The organism is Micromonospora sp. KC721 (assembly GCF_004348355.1).
GTDB lineage: Bacteria > Actinomycetota > Actinomycetes > Mycobacteriales > Micromonosporaceae > Micromonospora.
The window spans coordinates 1-17,337 of record NZ_SMJY01000005.1; the positions used below are offsets into that span (position 1 = coordinate 1).

Below are 17,337 nucleotides of genomic sequence, written 5' to 3' on the forward strand. Positions count from 1 at the left end.
GCGATGTGCCGGATGTAGTCGGCGGGCAGGGGCCAAAAGCCGTCCGGGCCGGTGGGGTCGGCGCCGTCCGGACCGGCGATGAAGCCGTCGAGGGTGGTGGCGATGTAGTACACCAGCTTGCGCAACAGGTGGCTCTCTTTCTGATGGTCGTGGCCGGGCGCCGGCCTGGGTGAGCGCGGGGGAAGGTCAGGCGGTGTGCGGGGTGGCCCACTCGACGAACTGGATGATCACTTTGTTGGGGTCGGTGACCTGGAACAGGCGTTCACCCCAGGGTTCCTGGCGCAGTGGCATGGTGATCTCGACACCGGCGTCGCGCAGCCGCTTCTCCTGTTCTTGGAGGCCGCTGGCGAGGGTGAAGGCCAGGATCAGGCCACTGGCGCGCTGGTCGCGTTGTTCGGGCGGCAGGACCTGGATGCCTCGGGCGAGCAGGACGATATCGACCGCGTCGGGGCGGGTCAGCGACGCGAAGCCGTCGGCGGCCTGCTGGACGGTGTAGCCCAGGTGGGCGGCGAAGAACTCCTGGGAGGCGGTGACGTCGTCAACGGTCAGCGACACGGTGGAGGCGGTGAACTGCACGAGTCTCCTTGATGCGGTTGAGCGGGTCAGCAGCGTGGCGGCGGATCGGTCCGTAGCAAACTTGCTACCGACGTAATTATAGCCCGCAGGCGGGGAGCGTGTCAACATAAAGATGCTACGAGGGTAAGATTGCCCCCATGGCCATCCCCACACCCGCCGCGACCACCGGGCTACGCGAGACCAAGAAGCAGGAGACTCGGCAGCTGATCTCCGACCACGCGACCCGGCTGTTCATCGCGCAGGGATTCGAGCAGACGACCATCGCCGAGATCGCCGCAGCCGCCCGCGTGGCCAAGAAGACCGTCACCAACTACTTTCCCCGCAAGGAAGACCTGGCCCTGGACCACCAGGAGCAGTTCGCCGTCTCCCTGGCCGCCGCCGTCACCGCCCGGCGCCAAGGAGAGTCGGCGCTGGCCGCACTGCGCCGCGCGTTCGCCGACGCCGTGGCCGCCCAGGACCCCGTCGCCGGGTTCTCCGGCCAGCAATTCGCCCGAATGATCGCCGACAGTCCGACCCTGAGTGCCTGCCTACGCGGTCTGCACGACCAGCGTGAACACCACCTGGCCCGAGCCCTGGCCGAGGCGACCGGTGCCCACCCCGACGACATCACCGTCCAGACCGCAGCCGGCCTGCTGAGCGCCGTCCACCGCGTGCTGTTTCACCGCATCCAAACCCTCACCCTCGCTGGACACCCCAACGACCAGATCGCCCACACCATCGCCGCCGAAGCCGCCGAAGCCTTCAACCTGCTGGAACCCGCCCTGTCCAGCTACGGCGCCGACTGACAGGCACATCCACACCTCGCCCGAGACTTCAAATACCGACCCTTTACCAGCGCGCCTGCTGCACCACCGCGGCGATTATCGGCGGCGTCACCGGCACGATCAGCAACCCTGCCCTGGACGCCCCGCGCTGCGCTCAGGTGCGGGGCGTCCCCCGGCGAGGCCGTCAGCTCTGCTTGGTGCAGGTGATCACGATCAGGTCATCTGTGGCGAGTTTCGCGCCCGACTTCGAGGACTGCTTCGTGACCGTCCAGTTCACCGGCAGTAAGACGACCTTGTCTTTCTCGTTCCACCCCTCTGACAGGCCCGTTGTCGGTCAGGGGATGAGCAGGACTTTGCCGCGGGCGGTCGAGTCGTCGACGGTGCGGTGCGCTTGTGCCGGCTTATCGAGCGGGACGCAGGCGGCAATCCGCGGGTGCAGGCCGCCCTCGGCGAGGTTGCTGAGGAGCGTATGGAGGGTCGTCCGGATTCGGGCGGGGTGCTGGCGTGCGTTCGTGCTGAGCCGGTAGAACGTGACGCGGCGGCCGTTGGGTAGGGCGTTCCACACGCGTAGCTGGAGCAGGTCCCGGATGGGTGAGGCGTCGGGGGCCAGGAAGCCGTAGGAGACGAGCCGGCCACCGGGTTTCAGGCTTTGCCAGGAGGCACGCAGCCCGTGGCCGCCGACCATGTCGAGGACGACGTCCGCCCGGGGTAGTGCCTGGCGGCCGCGTTGGACGGGTTGGCCACCGTACTCTTCGACCAGGGTGTGGTCGCGGGGCGCTGCGACGCCGTACATGTCGGCGCCGAGTTGGCGGCCGAGGTCGAGCAAGGCGGTGCCCACGCCACCGGCCGCGCCGTGGACGAGTACCCGTTCGCCGGGGTGGACGCGGGCCGCGTGGTGCAGTAGTTCGTGGGCGGTGAGGTAGGTGAGCGGGAGGCAAGCGGCGTCGTTTTCCTTGATGGTGTGGGGGAGTTCGACCGCGGCCGAGGCCGGCAGGCAGACGTCAGCGCCACCACCCGCCGGCCGTGCCACCATGCCGGTACGTGTGCGCCGGTTGCATCGACGACACCGGTGACGTCCCATCCGGGGGTGAACGGCGGCGCGGGTGCCGGGCCTGGGTAACGACCCGCGCGCATCAGCAGGTCGGCGCGGGCCACACCTGCAGCGGTGACCTGGATCCGTACCTGGCCTGGGGTCGGCTCGGGAGCGTAGTCGGTGTCCAGGCGCAACACCTCGGGCCCGCCGGTACGGGTGACCACGACCCGGCGGCGTTGGGTCATGCCGGTTTGCCGGGACGAACGCGCAGGAACAACGCCGCCATGACGAGCGAGCCGGCCGCGCCGAGCAGGCTGCCGATGCCGATTCGGCCGTCTACCGTGTACGAGGCGACGGCGGTGACGAGCACCCCGCCGGAGAAGCAGTAGGCGGCCAGGAGCGCCGGGACGGCGATCCGTCCGGGCAGCGCGGCGGCGACGAGCAGCGCCGCGCAGAGGATCAGGTCCGGGACGAGGAAGAGGTTGTCGGCCCGCCACGAGTCCGTGGGGAACAAGAAACCGAACGTGCCGAGGCTGAGCAGGACGGCGGCGATCCGCCCTATGGTGAGCGTCATCATGCCTACAGCGTAGACAAACGCTGGCGGCCACGTCTACGTCGTAGACGTACTGAAAGAATGCGGCCATGCCTCGACCCGCAACCCTGACCACCGATCGCATCGCCGCCGCGGCCCTCGCGGTTGGGGACCGCGAGGGCGCCAAGGCGATGACCATGCGCCGCATCGCCGCCGAACTCGGCTGCGACCCCATGGCCCTCTATCGGCATTTTCCGGATCGGCAGGCGCTGCTTGACGCCGTGGCCGACCTGGCCCTTACCGACGCTCCCGACCCCGACCCCGAACAGCCATGGGAAGCGCGCCTTGTCGCCGTCCTCACTGCCATCCGGGCCGCGGCACTGCGCCATCCAGGGATCGCCGCACACATTGCCGGGCGCCCGCCCCTGCAGCACAACGGTCGCCGACTCGCCGTATCGATCATCGGCGCGCTCACCGAGTCCGGGCTACCGCCAGCGGACGTCATCCGGGCAACCCAGGCGCTCATCGCCTATCTGGCAGCGGCCCTCGCGATGACCGCACAAGCTGGTCAACCCGACGCCCGCTGGCACCAACTACGCACCGCGATCTCCGAACTGCCCGGCGCGCCACCCGACGACGCCCTGCCTGTCACCGGGTCCGCCGACCAGTTCACATACGGGCTCCGGCTACTCGTCGCCGGTATCCGAGCCGAAGCGGCAGGCCGGCGTTAACGCGGTGTCATCTGTTGTCGTCCTCCTGTGTCGCCCGGCTGCGAAGACGCCGCAGCATTCTTCCGTCGACGAAGCCGACGTGGCGGGCGGCGGCTTCGGCGGTGGCACCGCGTTGCATCAGGTGTTCGGCTCGTTGCACGCGCAGGCTCTGCTGGTAGGCCAGCGGTGTGATGCCGGTGGCCTGCTGGAACTGGCGTGTGACCGTCCGTGGGCTGCATCCGGCCTCGGCGGCCAACACGCGAAGCGGAAGCCGCTCGGCGAACCGGCTGTCAATCAGGTTCTGCACGCGGTGGACGGCTTCGTCGAGGTGCGACCGGTAGCGCAGCACCGGGCTTTCCTGGTCGTCGGTTCCGTCCCGCCACGAATGAGCGACCAGAGTGCGGGCCACGGTGGAGGCGGCGCTGGGGCCATGACGCGTGCTCAGCAGGTGCAGTGCGAGGTCGGTGGCGCTGGCCGCGCCAGCGCATGTGACCACTCGGTCGTCGGAGACGTACAAGACGTCCCGCACGACCGTCGCAGCTGGGTATCTCCGGGCCAGTTCCTCCTGGATCGTGTGATGCGTTGTACAACGACGGCCATCGAGCAGACCCGCTCGGCCAAGCGTATCCGCTCCTGCGCACACGCTGGCGACCGTGCCGCCGGCCGCATGGTGCGCCCGCAGGCGCTCTGTGGTGGCGGTGTCGATCATCCGGGTAGGACCACGCCATCCTGGCACGATCAGCAGGTCTTCGCGGTCGAGGTCCGGCCACTGCGTGTCCGCGGTGAGCGCCACTCCCTGAACCGTCGCCACTGTGGGCTGCTCTGAGACATAGGACAGGGTGTACGCAAGTCCGATGTCCGCAGCCACGGAGAACACCTGCGCGGGGGCGGCGATCTCGAGCAGATGCACGTCCGGGACCAGGAGGAACACGACCTTGGGCATCGTGTCGTCAGCCTCCGCTGGTGCCGGTCAGGTCCGCCACCGTACGGACGGCGGCAAAGCGCCCACTGAGCACATACTCGGTGCGCTGCCGAATCTGCCGAACGCTGAGTGAGCCGTTGCCTTCCGGGTGGGGAATCGGGCAGGTCGCGGTGGCGTCAATGGCGAACGTCACGTCGAATCCCAGGTCGGAACCAATGCGGGCGGTGGTCTCGCAGCACTGCTCGGTCTTGATGCCACAGATGGTCAACCCGCGGATACCGCGCCGGGTGAGGTGCTGGTGCAGGCTCGTCGTGGTGAAAGCGTTGTGTGAGTTCTTGACGAGCAGCGGTTCGTTGTCACGCCGGTCGAGACCGTCCATCAGGCGCACGAATCCCTGCTCGGGATCGAACACCGTGCCCGTGCCCGGTCGCGAGCCGAGGATCCAGACGATGTAGTCGCCCCGTGACCGCGCCCAGTCCGCGAGATGGTTGACCTTGCCGACGATGTTCGGCTCGGAGACGAGGTGCCAGTCCGCAAGGTGCTGGAAAGACTCCTGTACGTCGATGATGACAAGTGCGTTCTTCATGGCCCAAGGATTCGTGTGATGGCGCGAGACGTGTAGGCATGAGCTGGTCAACCAGTGGGCCGATTGTGACACGGCGACGCGGAGCTCCATGATCATGTGTGTATGTCTGAGTTCGGCTCCACGGGTGTCCGTACTTCTCTGCCCAAGGACACCAGGCAGGGCGGCTACCAGACGATGTCGGCACGCATAACGGACCTTCCCATCAGGAGCCGGGGGCGGGGCGAGAATCTGGGCTCAGCCGCTGCGGTGGATGGGGAGGCCAGGGCCCGAGAGCAGGCAGTCCCTCCGCTGCCGCCGGTGAGATGGCGGGCGTCCGTCCGGCCAGCCAGGCCGCCAGGTCGCGCACCCGCCCGGTGACCACCGTGCCCGGCGCATTGTCGACGGACCACCGATGGCGCACATCCTCCGCGCGCACGCACGTCCCTGCCGGAAGTCGGCAGAGAAGGAAGTCGATGGCATGGCACGCCAGTTCCTCGGGCCAGTCGTCCGGCCGCACGCCGAGATCCAGGTCGAGCATGTGGATCCACACCTCGCGCCAGCGTGCCCAGACCGTCGCGGCGAGGTCCGCATTGCGGAACGTGACCGGCCTTCTCCAGTCCTCATCGCCGGCGCGTGCCCATGCTGCCTCCAGCTGGGCCGTGCGTCGGGCGAGTTCGGCGCGGTGCTCGGCGGCGCTGCGGCTCGCGGTGGCATCGATGATCGCATTGCGCTCGTCCGTTCCACCGTCGTAGCTCGCGACGAGGTCACCGCGCAGGGCGTGCTCCGCGAGACGGGCGAACATCCTCGCGTTGTCGGTGAGGTGCGCGAGTACGTGGCCGCGCGACCAGCCCGGAAGGGCGGACGCTTCGGCGACCTGGCGGTCGGTTAGTCCCGCGACGAGCTTTTCCAACGCGCCGTGGGCTTCGATCACTGCTGCGACAGGAGGCTGCATGAGGTGCCCTTTCTACGAGGCAGCGGTCTGGTTTCACGACAGCCGGGGTCAGCGTCGCGAGTTCCTTGAGGGGTTCAGCGCTGAGCCGGCACACCGTCCGCTCGTCCAGCAGTTGCCGTGTCCCGCGCCACGGGCGTGCGGGCGAACGCCGGCCGCCGGTAGAGCTGTCCGCCGCGGCGGACGACACCTGGACGACCGTCCGCCGCCACCTCGCCGAAGAACACGAGGAAGGACTCTCCACGTGACTGTCAGAGTTTGTCGGCGCTGCCGGTGACCGTCGGTCTGGCCGTGCAGAACGAGTTCAGCGCGTGGTCGTGGCCAGGCGTAGCCCCAACGCGACCAGCACGGCTCCGCTGATCGCGTCGACGCGACGCCGGATCCGTGGTCGGCGGAACCAGGCTCCGGTGCGGCCCGCAACAGCGGCCAAGGTGAGGTAGAACGCCGTCTCGACGAGCACCTGCACCACGGCCAGCAGCGCGGTGGTGGCAAACAGCGGACGATGTGCCGGAATGAACTGCGGATAGAACGCGATCATGAAAAAAGCGGCCTTGGGGTTGGCGAGCATTACCACCGTTCCTTCGCCGAAGGCCCGCCACCACCCCCGTCGGCTCACCGACGGCGTGATCAGGGCTTCTGCGTCTGACTGTGCCACCCCCCGGTGGGTGCGGCTGCGCCACACCGTGCGCCAGGTCTTGATGCCGAGGTAGACCAGGAACACCGCACCGACAACGCGAAGCACGACGAACGCCACCTCGGAAGCTGCCACGAGAGCGGCCAAGCCGGCACCGGCAGCCAGCGCCCACACGTACAGGCCCGCTTCGAGTCCCAGGACCGTGGGCACAGCCGCCCGCCACCCGCGAAACGCCGCCTGCCGAAAGATCAAGATCATTGCCGGCCCCGGCGACGCCGAGATGAGCAGCACAGCGATCACGAACGCGGGTAGCAATGCGAGAAGATCCATCAGCCGATCGTGTCAGCACCCGATAGCCCGTTCAACTGCTTACCTACAAGGGTCGAACCCGGGGCTGCAGCGACGACGACCATGCTCGGGGAGCGCGGCGACCGGTTCGTCCCGCAGGTAGTCGCACCTGGACTTGACGGTCTGGCCGGACGCGGACAGGTCCACCAGACAATGTCGGCACGCACCGCAAACCTCTGCTCGTCCCTTCAGGGACGGTAGGTCGTGACCGCGCTTGCACCGGCTTCGTCGCCGGCGCGTCGGAGTCCGGTGATCACGCCGTCTATGTCGGCGGCCGGGCGGTTCTGACTGAGCTTGAACTTGGCCTCGATGCGAGTGATGGTCACCTCAAGGCCCACAATGGCCCGCAACTTCCCATGGAAGAACTTCTCCGGTGCGTCGTCGACCGTCCAGGGAGAGGGCCGAGCGGCTTCGTGGTGATCGGTGAGGCGGCGCACCACGTCGGCGACCCAATCGGAATCATCGTGCACGGTCAGGGTGCCGTACACGTGTGCGGTCATGTAGTTCCAGGTGGGTACGACCCGGCCGTGCTCGGCCTTCGAGGCGTACCAGGATGGTGTGATGTAGGAGTCGGGCCCGCGGACGATGACCAACGCCTCGCCGAGCACCGGTTGGCGCCAGTGCTCGTTGTTCCGGGCGAGGTGCCCCAGCAGGGTGTTCTGCTCCCGGTCATAGACGAACGGCAGCATCGTGGCAACCAGGCCGTCGGGGGTGGCGGTGACCAGATCGGCGGCTCCGTGATGGGTCAGCAGCTCGTGGACAGCGTCCTCATCGGGAGTGAAGTGGGTGGGTGTGTACATGGGAACGATCCTCATCGCTGGTGGACGGCTCTGCGGGAGCCTACGTCGGAAAGCGGCACCGGAAAGTCTCATGCATGGTCACACTCGGATGCCACTTCGAGATCGACTCAGCTGACGAAGTCGAACCGGGAGCCGATGTTGGTAGCCAGGGCTCGCTGGTAGGCCATCCAGGCGAGCACGAGATCCTGCCACGGCAGCCCGACCGGCGTGTAGATGGTCACATCGGTGTCGCTGCGGCGGCCGGGGACGGTTCCCCGCAGGACCTGGCTCAGGGTGCCTGCGGTGTCGGTGGTGGTGAGCTCGGCGGTGCCCAGGGCACCCATGGCGACCGCGAGGGATACGTCGTCCACAATGACTCGTCCGGCGGTCAGCAGCTCGGCCGAGAGTTCGGCCTTGCCGGGCTCGTCGGCACCCAGCGAGGTGACGTGCGCCCCCGGCATCAGGTCTCCGTCATCCAGCAGCGGCGCCCGTGACCACGTGGCCAGCACAACGATGTCGGCATCCCGCGCGGCTGTTCGGGGATCCCGGTCCTCGGTGGTCGCGATGCCGCCATGGCGCTTGGCGAAGTCCTCGGCCCGTTCACGGTGAAGATCGCAGACGACCAGGTCGTTCCACGACCGCAGTGCGGCCAGGCCTCGCATCACGAGGTCTGCCTGGGCGCCGGCGCCGACGACGGTGATCCTGGAGGCGCCCGGACGGGCCAGGACGTGAGTTCCCAAGGCCGCCGACAGACCGGTCCGCCACGCGGTCACGGTCGTCGAATCCATCACCGCGAGCAGCTCACCAGTACCGAGGTCATGGAGGCAGACGACGCCACGCAACGCCGGCTGCGACCCCGGGAACTTCGCGTTGATTTTGACGGTGTAGGCAGGAACACCCTCGACAAGACCCGGGATGAGCGCGGTGGCGGTGCCCGGACCAGGTAGATCCGTGCGAACCCGCTGCGGTGCGAACGGGGACGAGCCGGAGCGGAAGCCCTGCTCCAGTGCCTCTGTGCAGGCGTCGACGTCCAGCAGTTTTTCCAGATCGGACCGAGACAACAACAATGTCACGTCGGTCATGATGCCACCGGGCGTCTGTCATCGAAGTCATCGAAGACGCCGGCTCGAGAACGGTGCGGGTGTGATCCCCGCCAGCAGCCCAACCGGCCCGACCAACGACACGCCGTCGGCCTTGATCCGCGCCACCAGCTGCTGAGCGAACGTCACCTCCGCCGCGACGGCCCGCGGAAGCTGAACACCGTTTTCTGTCTGACGTAGCTGTCCCGGCGCGTGTGATCACCTTCCGGCTGGGTGAGAGAGAGTCGCAGCGGTTGCCGGGGTGGCCTGCGGATACGCGGGGTATGGCTCTCATGGGGTGATGAGCGGCTCGGCCTGGTAGGCGCGATGAAGCAACTCGACGAAGGACGGCGCATCAGGCAGGGTTACTGCGCCGATCCGGTGTACTGCCACGCCGGGCGTCCATGAGTTCATGACCACCGCTCCGGCGAGTGCCGGCAGGTCGGCAAGGGTGACTTTCTGGACGCGTTGGGCAACACCGAGCTGTTCCAGCTGCCGGCGGACGATGCCCATTGTGGTCCCGCTCAGCATGCCGGCTTCGGGCCACACCACGGTGGTGCCGTCCCAGAACGCCAGGTTCCAGATCGATCCCTCGCTGAGCCGACCCTGGCGGTCGACGAAGGCGACGTCGTCGAACCCTTCTCCCGCGGCCTGGCGAAGGAGGTACGTCTTGGCCGGCTCACCGACGTGCTTCACGGCCGGAAAGAACCGTTCGTGCTCGACGGCCGCGAGAGCCAGCGGGCCCTGCGGGCCGGACGCGGCCGGTCCTGTGCGGACCAGTACCTGCGGCTCGACACCGGGCCCAGCCACGGTGAATTCGCCCGCCGGCGAGTACACCGTCGCCAGCAACGACATGTCGGCGGGACCGGCGTCCAACGCCGCTCGCAGATGGGTCCGCACCCGGTCGTCCGGCAACGCCTGACCGAACAACTCGACCGACGCCCGCCGCAACCGCTCCACATGCAGGTCGATACCGCGGACCCCGCCCCCACGTACCTGCATGGCGGTGAAGTGGGCGTAGCCCGCGAAGGCAAGCGGCGCAAGCTCCTCGGCGGTCGCCGCCCGACCATTACGGTGCACAACAAACGAAGACATGCCAGTAACGTAGAACCTGACACCAATGTGAGATTCAAGCACAGATGACGGAGATCACATGACGATGCGGGTCGGAGACCTGGCGCGACTGACCGGCGTGAGCCCCCGACTGCTGCGCTACTACGAGGAGCAGGGACTGCTCACCTCCCACCGGGTCAACGGCGGTCACCGTCGCTATGACGCCGATGCCCCCGTCGTGGTCGGTCACATCCGAGCCCTACTCGCCGCAGGATTACCGACCAACGTCATCCGTGACGTACTGCCCTGCGTCCAAGGCCCCGGCCCGGAACTGGAGCACTGTGCGGCGCCGACACTGCAGCAACAGCTTCGTCGCCTGGACGGCAGAATTTCCACCCTCCACAACGCCAGGGACGCCCTCACCGATCTCCTCACCAACGCCACCTCACCGACGCAGTCCTGACGCGGCTGCTCGAGTCGGCCAGGACCGGGCACCCTCCAGGCGCTGCCCACGGCGGCAGCGGCCAGGTGCGCGACGCGGCCAGGGCGGGTGAGGAGCCGGCGAGTGCGCGTGCCGGCCTTGTCGGCGTCCGGCAGGGCCACAACCGCTGGTCGGTGACCTACGGTCTGCGCCCGGGCGAGATCCACCTGCGCAGCGCCACAGGCGCGGAGCCGCCGGTACCGCCTGCCGGTCAGCGGTCGTGCCGGTGGGCCGGCGACCGGGGCGATCCCGGCATCCGGCCCACCGTGCCCCTCGGTCAGCGCCGGCCCGGCTCGAAGGTGTAGTCCACCCCGCCGACGTCGAAGCTCTCGCCGAGCCTGCGCGCCGGGCCGACCTGGACGACCCGGAGGGTGTACGCCTTCTGCAGCGTCTCACCGGTGGAGAAGCTCAGCTTCACCACGGGCCGCTCCTCCGGCTTGATCAGCAGGCCCTTGATCTGCGCCTTGTACGGGTCGACGACCTGCACGGAGGTCCTGCCGACCACCTGGACGCCCTCACCCTGCCCACCGGCGGCCCGCCAGCGCTCGAACAGCTCCGGCCCGAGGTCGGCGACGATCTTGGCCCCCGGGACCGGCTCGCCGAGCGGCCGGAACGCGAGGTCGAACGGGGCCGGCTCGGCCAGGGCGTTCGCCAGAGCGAACGGCCGGTCGCTGACCACGCCGCCGACCGCCGAAACGGTGTTGGCGTTCTTCCAGGCGATGTTGTTGTTGTACTGCGTGTTGATGGAGGTCGCGGTGCCCTCGAACAGCATCGGGTCGGTCGCCGACTCCCAGCGCAGCAGCAGGCAGAAGTGCCCGAGGGAGGGCACGTTCGGCCACGCGATCGACGTCGTGGTGACCCCGGGCGCGACCGGCAGGCTCTTCGAGCCGATCGGCGTCCAGTGGATCGGCCAGTTCGCGCCGCCACCGGAGGTGGTGTAGTACGCCTTCAACGTCCCGTTGCTGATTCCGGAACCGTACGGGCCATTGTTCCGCAGGTTCACGAAAATGTGGCTCGTCGACCCGATGACCGGGTTCGTGTGCGCGGCGCACTCGATCGCGGTGGGGCAGATCTTGATGTCCGGGCTGTTGAAGAACGAGGAGTAGATGGCGCCGTGCGGTTCGAATCCCGTGTCCGACGATATGTCCTTGATGTAGACGTCGGTGCGGTTGTTCACGGCCATGCCGCCCTTGTCGATCGCCGCCGTGGCGGTGCCGCCCACGGAGAACGCCAGCGCGGCGGTCATCAGGACGCCGAACAGCAGGCGGACCGTGCGCCGCGGGCGTGAACGTGCCAGCGCGATTTTCATGCCGATTCCTTTCGACAGGTGGTGGGTCGAGTGGCAGATAATTGTTCCGGTGACCCGGTTTGACAACTGTATGCAGAGGCCACCGTAAATGAAACAGTCGAGACTGTCGATTGCTCAAAAGGCGTCCGCATTTGCCGGGGAGGTAGCAATTCCCGGATGCAGCGGAACGTGAATATGAGAATTTGGCGCCGAGAGGTATCAAAGACGGTTGACCCGCCTCCTGTACACCCAACCGCCGCCCCGCCCGCGCGATCGCCGCCAGCCCGTACGCTGGGTGGCCGTGAGGCAGACCCTGTTCGGCCGGCCGCTGCGCAGCGTGGCCTTCGACGTGGCGGTCTCCGGCTTCGTGGTGCTGGTCGGCCTGTCCGGGGCGCTCAAACCGCCCGGCGGCTGGTGGGCCACCGGGGTCGGGGCGGCGATGGCCACGACCCTGCTGTTCCGGCGTACCCACCCCTCGGCGGTGACGGCGGTGGTCGCCGTGCTCGCCGGAGTCCAGGTGGCTGCCGGCTGGGGACCGTTGGCTTTCGACGTGGCCGTGCTGATCGCCCTGTACAGCGTGGTGAAGTACGCCGACCGGCTGCGCGACGGCATCGTCGCCGGTGCCGTCGCCGCCGTCGGCGTGGTGCTGGCCGCGCTCCAGGTCGAGAACGCCGTGGCCTGGTGGGCCTCGGCGATCTGGTTCGCGCTGGTCACCGGCGCGGTCTGGCTGATGGGGCTGAACGTTCGCACCCGCCGGCTCTACGTGTTCAGCCTGGAGGAACGCGCCGCGACGCTGGAACGGGAGCGGGAGGCCGAGTCCCGCGCGGCGGTGGCCCAGGAACGCACCCGCATCGCCCGCGAGCTGCACGACGTGGTGGCGCACAGCATGGCTGTGATGATCGTGCAGGCCGACGGGGCCCGCTACCTGTTCGACCGGGATCCGCAGACCGCTCGGGAGGCGGTGCGGGTGGTCGCCGACACCGGCCGGCAGGCGCTGGAGGAGATGCGCCGCCTGGTGGGAGTGTTGCGGGAGACGAGCGGCCCCGAACCGGCGGCCGGGCCGGACGGGGCGGGGCCCGCGGGGCTGTCAGCTGAGCCGGCGCACCGGCGGCCCGCGCTGGTGGAGCTGCCCGAGCTGCTGGACCGGTTCCGTACCGCCGGGCTGCGCATCGACGCGACGGTCACCGGCGAGCCGCCGGTCCTGCCGCCGGGGCTGGAGCTGACCGTGTACCGGGTGATGCAGGAGGCACTGACCAACGCCCTCAAGCACGCCGGGGTCGGCGCGACCGTCGCGCTGAGTCTCGCCCACACCGCCGACGCCGTCGTGGTCCGAGCCGTCGACGACGGGCGCGGCCGGCCGGTGCTGCGCCCCGCGCCGTCCAGCGGCCACGGCCTGATCGGCATGCGCGAGCGGGTGACGGTGTACGACGGCAGCCTCACCTTCGGCCCGAGGACGGCCGGGGGGTGGCAGGTCGAGGCGCGGCTGCCGCTACCGTCGAGCACGGCGACGGAGGTGGCGGCATGACGGTCCGCGTGGTGATCGTGGACGACCAGGCGCTGGTGCGCGCGGGGTTCCGGATGGTGCTGGGCTCCCAGCCCGACCTGACCGTGGTCGGCGAGGCCATCGACGGCGCCGACGCGCTGCGGGTGCTCGACCGCGTCGAGGCCGACGTGGTGGTGATGGACATCCGGATGCCGACCATGGACGGGGTGGAGGCCACCCGGCGGATCTGTGCCGACCGGCCCGGCGAGCGGCCCCGGGTGCTGGTGCTCACCACGTTCGACACCGAGGTCGACGCCTTCGCCGCCCTCCAGGCCGGCGCGAGCGGCTTCCTGCTGAAGAACGTGCCACCGGAGGAGCTGCTCGCCGCGATCCGGGTGGTCGCCGAGGGTGACTCCGTGGTGGCCCCGTCGATCACCCGCCGGCTGCTCGACCGGTTCGCCGGCCAGCTCGGCCCCGGCCCTGCCGCCGACCCCCGGCTGGCACAGCTCACCGAGCGGGAGCGCGAGATCCTCCTGCTGGTGGCGCAGGGCCTGTCCAACGCGGAGATCGCCGCCCGGGTGCACGTCGCCGAGGCGACCGTGAAGACCCACGTCGGGCGGATCCTGGCCAAGCTGCGACTGCGCGACCGGGTGCAGGCCGTGGTTCTGGCGTACGAGAGCGGCCTGGTCACCCCCGGGGGTTGACGGCGGGTACGACCCGGGTCGTACGGCCAGGCGCCGCCGGGACACCTTCGGGGGCACGGGGACCGAGCGCGCGGGCGGACGCGGCGCGTCGACGCCGCCCATAGCGTCGAGGGCGTCCCAGCCACCGCTCTCACGGGGAGCACCAACGTGTCCGTACCACCTCCCGCGTTCCCCTCCGCCGGCATCGCGGTCACCGCCCGCACCCTGCGCAAGGAGTACGGCGCCGGCCAGGCCCGGGTCGTCGCCCTCGACGGCGTCGACCTCGACTTCGTCGCTGGCCGGTTCACCGCCATCATGGGCCCGTCCGGCTCCGGCAAGTCCACCCTCATGCACTGCCTCGCCGGCCTGGACCGGCCCACCGCCGGCGCGGTGCGCATCGGCGACGCCGACGTCGGCCGGCTCGACGACCGGCGGCTCACCCTGCTGCGCCGCGACCGGGTCGGCTTCGTCTTCCAGAAGTTCAACCTGCTGCCCGCGCTGACGGCCGAGGAGAACATCGTGTTGCCCCTGGCCATCGCCGGGCGCCGGCCCGACCCGGGCTGGTTACGCCAGGTGGTCGCCGCCGTCGGGCTGTCCGACCGGCTGCGGCACCGGCCCGCCGAGCTGTCCGGCGGCCAGCAGCAGCGGGTCGCCGTCGCCCGCGCCCTGATCACCAAGCCGTGGGTGATCTTCGCCGACGAACCCACCGGCAATCTCGACTCCCGCTCGGGCGCGGAGGTGCTGCGACTGCTGCGCGAGGCCGTCGACACCCTCGGACAGACCGTGGTGATGGTGACCCACGACCCGGTCGCCGCGAGCCACGCCGACCGGGTGGTCTTCCTCGCCGACGGCCGGCTGGTCCGCGAGTTGGCCGCGCCGACCGCCGAGGCCGTCCTCGACGCGCTCGCCCACCTCGACCCGGCCCCGGCCGGGGCGGGAACGGTGGTCCGGCGATGATCCGCCTGACCCTGCGTACCATGCGCGCCGACGCGCTGCGGCTGCTGCTGTCCGCGTTGGCCGTGGTGCTCGGCGTCGCGTTCGTCGCCGGCACCCTGACCCTCACCGACGGGATGAAGCGCGGCGCGTACGACCGGGCCGGCGTCTTCGACCGGCACACCGACCTCGCCGTGTACGCCGGGCGAGATCCGATTCCGCCTGCCCTTGTGGAGCGGGTGCGCGCGGTGGACGGGGTGAGCGCGGCGGCCGGGGAGCTGACCGGCACCGCCGGGGTCGTCGGCTCCGACGGCCGGCCCGTCCTCGGGTACGCCGTCCTCGCCGCTATCCCCACCGAGGCCGCCCTACAGTCGTACGACGTGGTGGCCGGGCGGCTGCCGCAGCGCCCCGGCGAGGTGGTCCTCGACGCGCCGACCGTCGCCGAGGAGGGGTTCGCCCTCGGCGGGCCGGTGAACGTGGGCGGCAGCGGCGCGAAGGCCCGCGCGTACACCCTGGTCGGCACGGTCGACGTGGCCGGCACCTCCCGGGACGTCGGCGGGGCCTTCATCGGCCTGGTCGGGCCGGACGCCCTGGCCGTGGCGCAGCAGGAGGGCTACGGGCGGATCATGGTGGCCGCCGCACCGGGCGTGCCGGCGGCGGAGCTGGCCAGGCGGGTGGCGGCCGTGGCCGGCGGCGGCGTGACGGTGAAGGAGCGGCAGGCGATCCTCGACGCCGCCGTCGACGCGGCGGTCCGCGACCTGAGACAGTTCAACCTGCTCCTGCTCACCTTCGCGGCGGTGGCTGTGGTGGTGGCCGGGTTCGTCATCGCCAACACCTTCGCCATCGTGCTCGCCCAGCGCACCCGGCGTACGGCGCTGCTGCGGCTGGTCGGCGCGACCCGGGGACAGGTGTTGCGGGCGACCCTGCTGGAGGCGGCGGTGACCGGGCTGGCCGCCTCGGCGTTCGGCGTGGCGGCCGGCGCCGGCCTCGCCGTCGGCCTGGACGCCCTGCTGTCCGCGTTCGACGTGCCGATGTCCGGCGGCGGGATCGCGGTCACCGCGCCGACCGTGCTGTCCTGCCTGCTGCTGGGCACCGCGCTCACCGTGGGCTCCGCGGCCGTGCCCGCCTGGCGGGGCACCGGGGTCGCGCCGGTGGCCGCGCTCGCCGACGCGGCGGTGCAGCCCACCCGCCGGGCCGGCCGGGTACGGCTGGCCGTGGGTGGGCTGGTCCTCGCCACCGGGGTGGCGGCGCTGGCGTCGGCCGGGGCTGTCGGTCAGGTGCCACTGGTCGCGGCCGGCGGGGTGCTGGCGTTCTTCGGCATCGTGCTGTTCGGTCCGCTGCTGGTGCCGGCGCTGGTGCGGATGCTCGGCGCACCGGCGCGCCGGCTGTTCGGGGCGACCGCCGGCTTGGCCGTGGCCAACGCCGTACGCAACCCGCGCCGGATCGCCGCGACCGCCACCGCCCTGGTCATCGGCATCGGCCTGGTGTCCGCGTTCGTGGTCGGAGCGGGCAGCGTCAAGGCCGGCATCGAGCGGGCCGTGGACCAGCGCATCGGCGTCGACTTCCTGGTCGTCGGCGTGGGCGGCAACCTGCCCCGGCCGCTCGTCGACGAGTTGGCCGCCCGCGGCGAGCTGGGCGTCGTGCACGAGCAGCGCAGCCGGATCAGCGACGGGATCGAGCTGCGGGCCGCCCACCCGGCGCTGGTCGGGCGCATCCTGACCGCCGTGGACGCCGGCGACGCCGGCCGGTTGGGGCCGGGCCGGGTGCTGGTGCACCGCGAACTGGCCCGGGCGCGGGGGTGGGCGGTCGGCGACACCATCACCCTGGCCGGGCGGCCGTTCACGGTGGCCGCCGTCGTCGCCGACGACGGGCCCGCGCTGGTCGGCAGCACGGTCCCGGCCGGGCACGTGGTCGACGTGGCCGACGCCGATTTCGCCCGTCTCTTCCCGACCGAACGCGGCTTCCTCGCCGAGGTCGACCCGGCCGCCGGGGTGCCCGTGCAGCGGGCCCGGGAGGCCGTCGAGTCGGTGGTGGCCCGGTACCCGACGGTGAACCTGATGGACCAGGCGGCGTACAAGAACTCCCTCACCGGCACGGTCGACCTGTTGCTGGCGTTCGTCGTCGCCCTGCTCGGCCTGGCCGTGGTCATCGCTCTGGTCGGGGTCGCCAACACGCTCAGCCTGTCGGTGGTGGAGCGCACCCGGGAGAACGCCGTGCTGCGCGCGGTCGGGCTGACCCGGGGCCGGATGCGGGCGATGCTCGCCGTCGAGGCGGTGCTGGTGACGCTGGTCGGCGCAGTGCTCGGGGTGGGCCTCGGCATCGGCGTCAGCGCGGCTGCGATGGCGGTGGTCGCCCGCCTCAGCGGCGAGTTCACGCTGGTGCTGCCGTGGGGACGGCTCGGGCTGGTCCTGGCGGTCGCGGCGCTGGCCGCGCTGGCCGCGTCCGTTCTGCCGGCCCGCCGTGCCCTCGCCCGCCCGATCGTGGAGTCCCTGGGCACGGAGTGAGAAGGAGGGGCCCCTGGCGAT

At 70.4% G+C, this 17,337-nt stretch carries 18 protein-coding genes and 1 pseudogene; 7 read left to right on the top strand and 12 right to left on the bottom strand.

Features of this window, described 5'->3' with window-relative positions:
- Positions 1-186: 186 nt before the first annotated feature.
- On the bottom strand, positions 187-576 hold the full coding sequence (locus E1182_RS01575; RefSeq protein WP_132260810.1) for a VOC family protein: 390 nt from the start codon (positions 574-576) through the stop codon (positions 187-189).
- Positions 577-713: 137 nt separating this feature from the next.
- Here E1182_RS01575 and E1182_RS01580 point away from each other — a divergent pair, with 137 nt between their 5' ends.
- Entirely contained in the window at positions 714-1,361 is a 648-nt protein-coding gene (locus tag E1182_RS01580) for a TetR/AcrR family transcriptional regulator (RefSeq protein ID WP_132260811.1), read from the top strand.
- Between the two features lie 313 nt (positions 1,362-1,674).
- Here the strand turns inward: E1182_RS01580 and E1182_RS31885 are convergent, their stop codons facing one another.
- From E1182_RS31885 to E1182_RS30830, 3 genes and pseudogenes are all read right to left on the bottom strand, one after another.
- A complete protein-coding gene (locus tag E1182_RS31885; RefSeq protein ID WP_132260812.1) occupies positions 1,675-2,373 on the bottom strand; it encodes a zinc-binding dehydrogenase in 699 nt (232 codons plus the stop codon).
- Positions 2,374-2,387: 14 nt separating this feature from the next.
- A pseudogene (locus E1182_RS32870) lies at positions 2,388-2,618 on the bottom strand (alcohol dehydrogenase catalytic domain-containing protein); the annotation flags it as partial.
- Positions 2,615-2,950 carry a hypothetical protein gene (locus E1182_RS30830; RefSeq protein ID WP_165942472.1) on the bottom strand — a complete coding sequence of 112 codons (336 nt, stop codon included), beginning with the start codon at positions 2,948-2,950 and terminating at the stop codon, positions 2,615-2,617. The pseudogene E1182_RS32870 and the gene E1182_RS30830, both read right to left, overlap by 4 nt.
- A 65-nt stretch (positions 2,951-3,015) precedes the next feature.
- On the opposite strand from E1182_RS30830, the gene E1182_RS01595 reads away from it, so the two are divergent.
- On the top strand, positions 3,016-3,636 hold the full coding sequence (locus tag E1182_RS01595) for a TetR/AcrR family transcriptional regulator (RefSeq protein ID WP_132260813.1): 621 nt from the start codon (positions 3,016-3,018) through the stop codon (positions 3,634-3,636).
- 7 nt (positions 3,637-3,643) lie between these two features.
- Here the strand turns inward: E1182_RS01595 and E1182_RS01600 are convergent, their stop codons facing one another.
- From E1182_RS01600 to E1182_RS01630, 7 genes are all read right to left on the bottom strand, one after another.
- Entirely contained in the window at positions 3,644-4,558 is a 915-nt protein-coding gene (locus E1182_RS01600; protein WP_132260814.1) for a GlxA family transcriptional regulator, read from the bottom strand.
- Between the two features lie 7 nt (positions 4,559-4,565).
- Positions 4,566-5,123, bottom strand: coding sequence for a cysteine hydrolase family protein (locus tag E1182_RS01605; RefSeq protein ID WP_207921217.1), 558 nt, complete (start codon positions 5,121-5,123; stop codon positions 4,566-4,568).
- 202 nt (positions 5,124-5,325) lie between these two features.
- The gene (locus E1182_RS01610) at positions 5,326-6,033 is read right to left on the bottom strand and encodes a maleylpyruvate isomerase family mycothiol-dependent enzyme (RefSeq protein WP_207921218.1); all 708 of its coding nucleotides are present in this window, start codon (positions 6,031-6,033) and stop codon (positions 5,326-5,328) included.
- Between the two features lie 322 nt (positions 6,034-6,355).
- Positions 6,356-7,015, bottom strand: coding sequence for a LysE family translocator (locus tag E1182_RS01615; RefSeq protein ID WP_132260816.1), 660 nt, complete (start codon positions 7,013-7,015; stop codon positions 6,356-6,358).
- A gap of 206 nt (positions 7,016-7,221) precedes the next feature.
- Positions 7,222-7,833, bottom strand: coding sequence for an FMN-binding negative transcriptional regulator (locus tag E1182_RS01620; protein WP_132260817.1), 612 nt, complete (start codon positions 7,831-7,833; stop codon positions 7,222-7,224).
- 107 nt (positions 7,834-7,940) lie between these two features.
- A complete protein-coding gene (locus E1182_RS01625; protein WP_207921219.1) occupies positions 7,941-8,894 on the bottom strand; it encodes an ornithine cyclodeaminase family protein in 954 nt (317 codons plus the stop codon).
- Positions 8,895-9,182: 288 nt separating this feature from the next.
- The gene (locus E1182_RS01630; protein ID WP_243705970.1) at positions 9,183-10,028 is read right to left on the bottom strand and encodes an aminotransferase class IV family protein; all 846 of its coding nucleotides are present in this window, start codon (positions 10,026-10,028) and stop codon (positions 9,183-9,185) included.
- Positions 10,029-10,044: 16 nt separating this feature from the next.
- Here E1182_RS01630 and E1182_RS01635 point away from each other — a divergent pair, with 16 nt between their 5' ends.
- Positions 10,045-10,407 carry a MerR family transcriptional regulator gene (locus E1182_RS01635; protein ID WP_243705971.1) on the top strand — a complete coding sequence of 121 codons (363 nt, stop codon included), beginning with the start codon at positions 10,045-10,047 and terminating at the stop codon, positions 10,405-10,407.
- Positions 10,408-10,702: 295 nt separating this feature from the next.
- Here the strand turns inward: E1182_RS01635 and E1182_RS01645 are convergent, their stop codons facing one another.
- On the bottom strand, positions 10,703-11,734 hold the full coding sequence (locus E1182_RS01645) for a hypothetical protein (protein ID WP_132260819.1): 1,032 nt from the start codon (positions 11,732-11,734) through the stop codon (positions 10,703-10,705).
- A 274-nt stretch (positions 11,735-12,008) separates the two neighbouring features.
- Between E1182_RS01645 and E1182_RS01650 the strand changes: the two genes are divergently transcribed.
- The 4 genes from E1182_RS01650 (at position 12,009) to E1182_RS01665 (ending at position 17,316) form a co-directional block, all read left to right on the top strand.
- Entirely contained in the window at positions 12,009-13,238 is a 1,230-nt protein-coding gene (locus E1182_RS01650; protein WP_132260820.1) for a sensor histidine kinase, read from the top strand.
- Entirely contained in the window at positions 13,235-13,900 is a 666-nt protein-coding gene (locus E1182_RS01655) for a response regulator transcription factor (RefSeq protein ID WP_132260821.1), read from the top strand. The genes E1182_RS01650 and E1182_RS01655 overlap by 4 nt, the downstream gene beginning before the upstream one ends.
- A gap of 147 nt (positions 13,901-14,047) precedes the next feature.
- The gene (locus E1182_RS01660) at positions 14,048-14,836 is read left to right on the top strand and encodes an ABC transporter ATP-binding protein (RefSeq protein WP_132260822.1); all 789 of its coding nucleotides are present in this window, start codon (positions 14,048-14,050) and stop codon (positions 14,834-14,836) included.
- Positions 14,833-17,316: an ABC transporter permease gene (locus tag E1182_RS01665; protein WP_132260823.1), complete on the top strand. Its 2,484-nt coding sequence runs from the start codon at positions 14,833-14,835 to the stop codon at positions 17,314-17,316. Before E1182_RS01660 ends, E1182_RS01665 begins: the two co-directional genes overlap by 4 nt.
- The last annotated feature ends 21 nt before the right edge of the window (positions 17,317-17,337 follow it).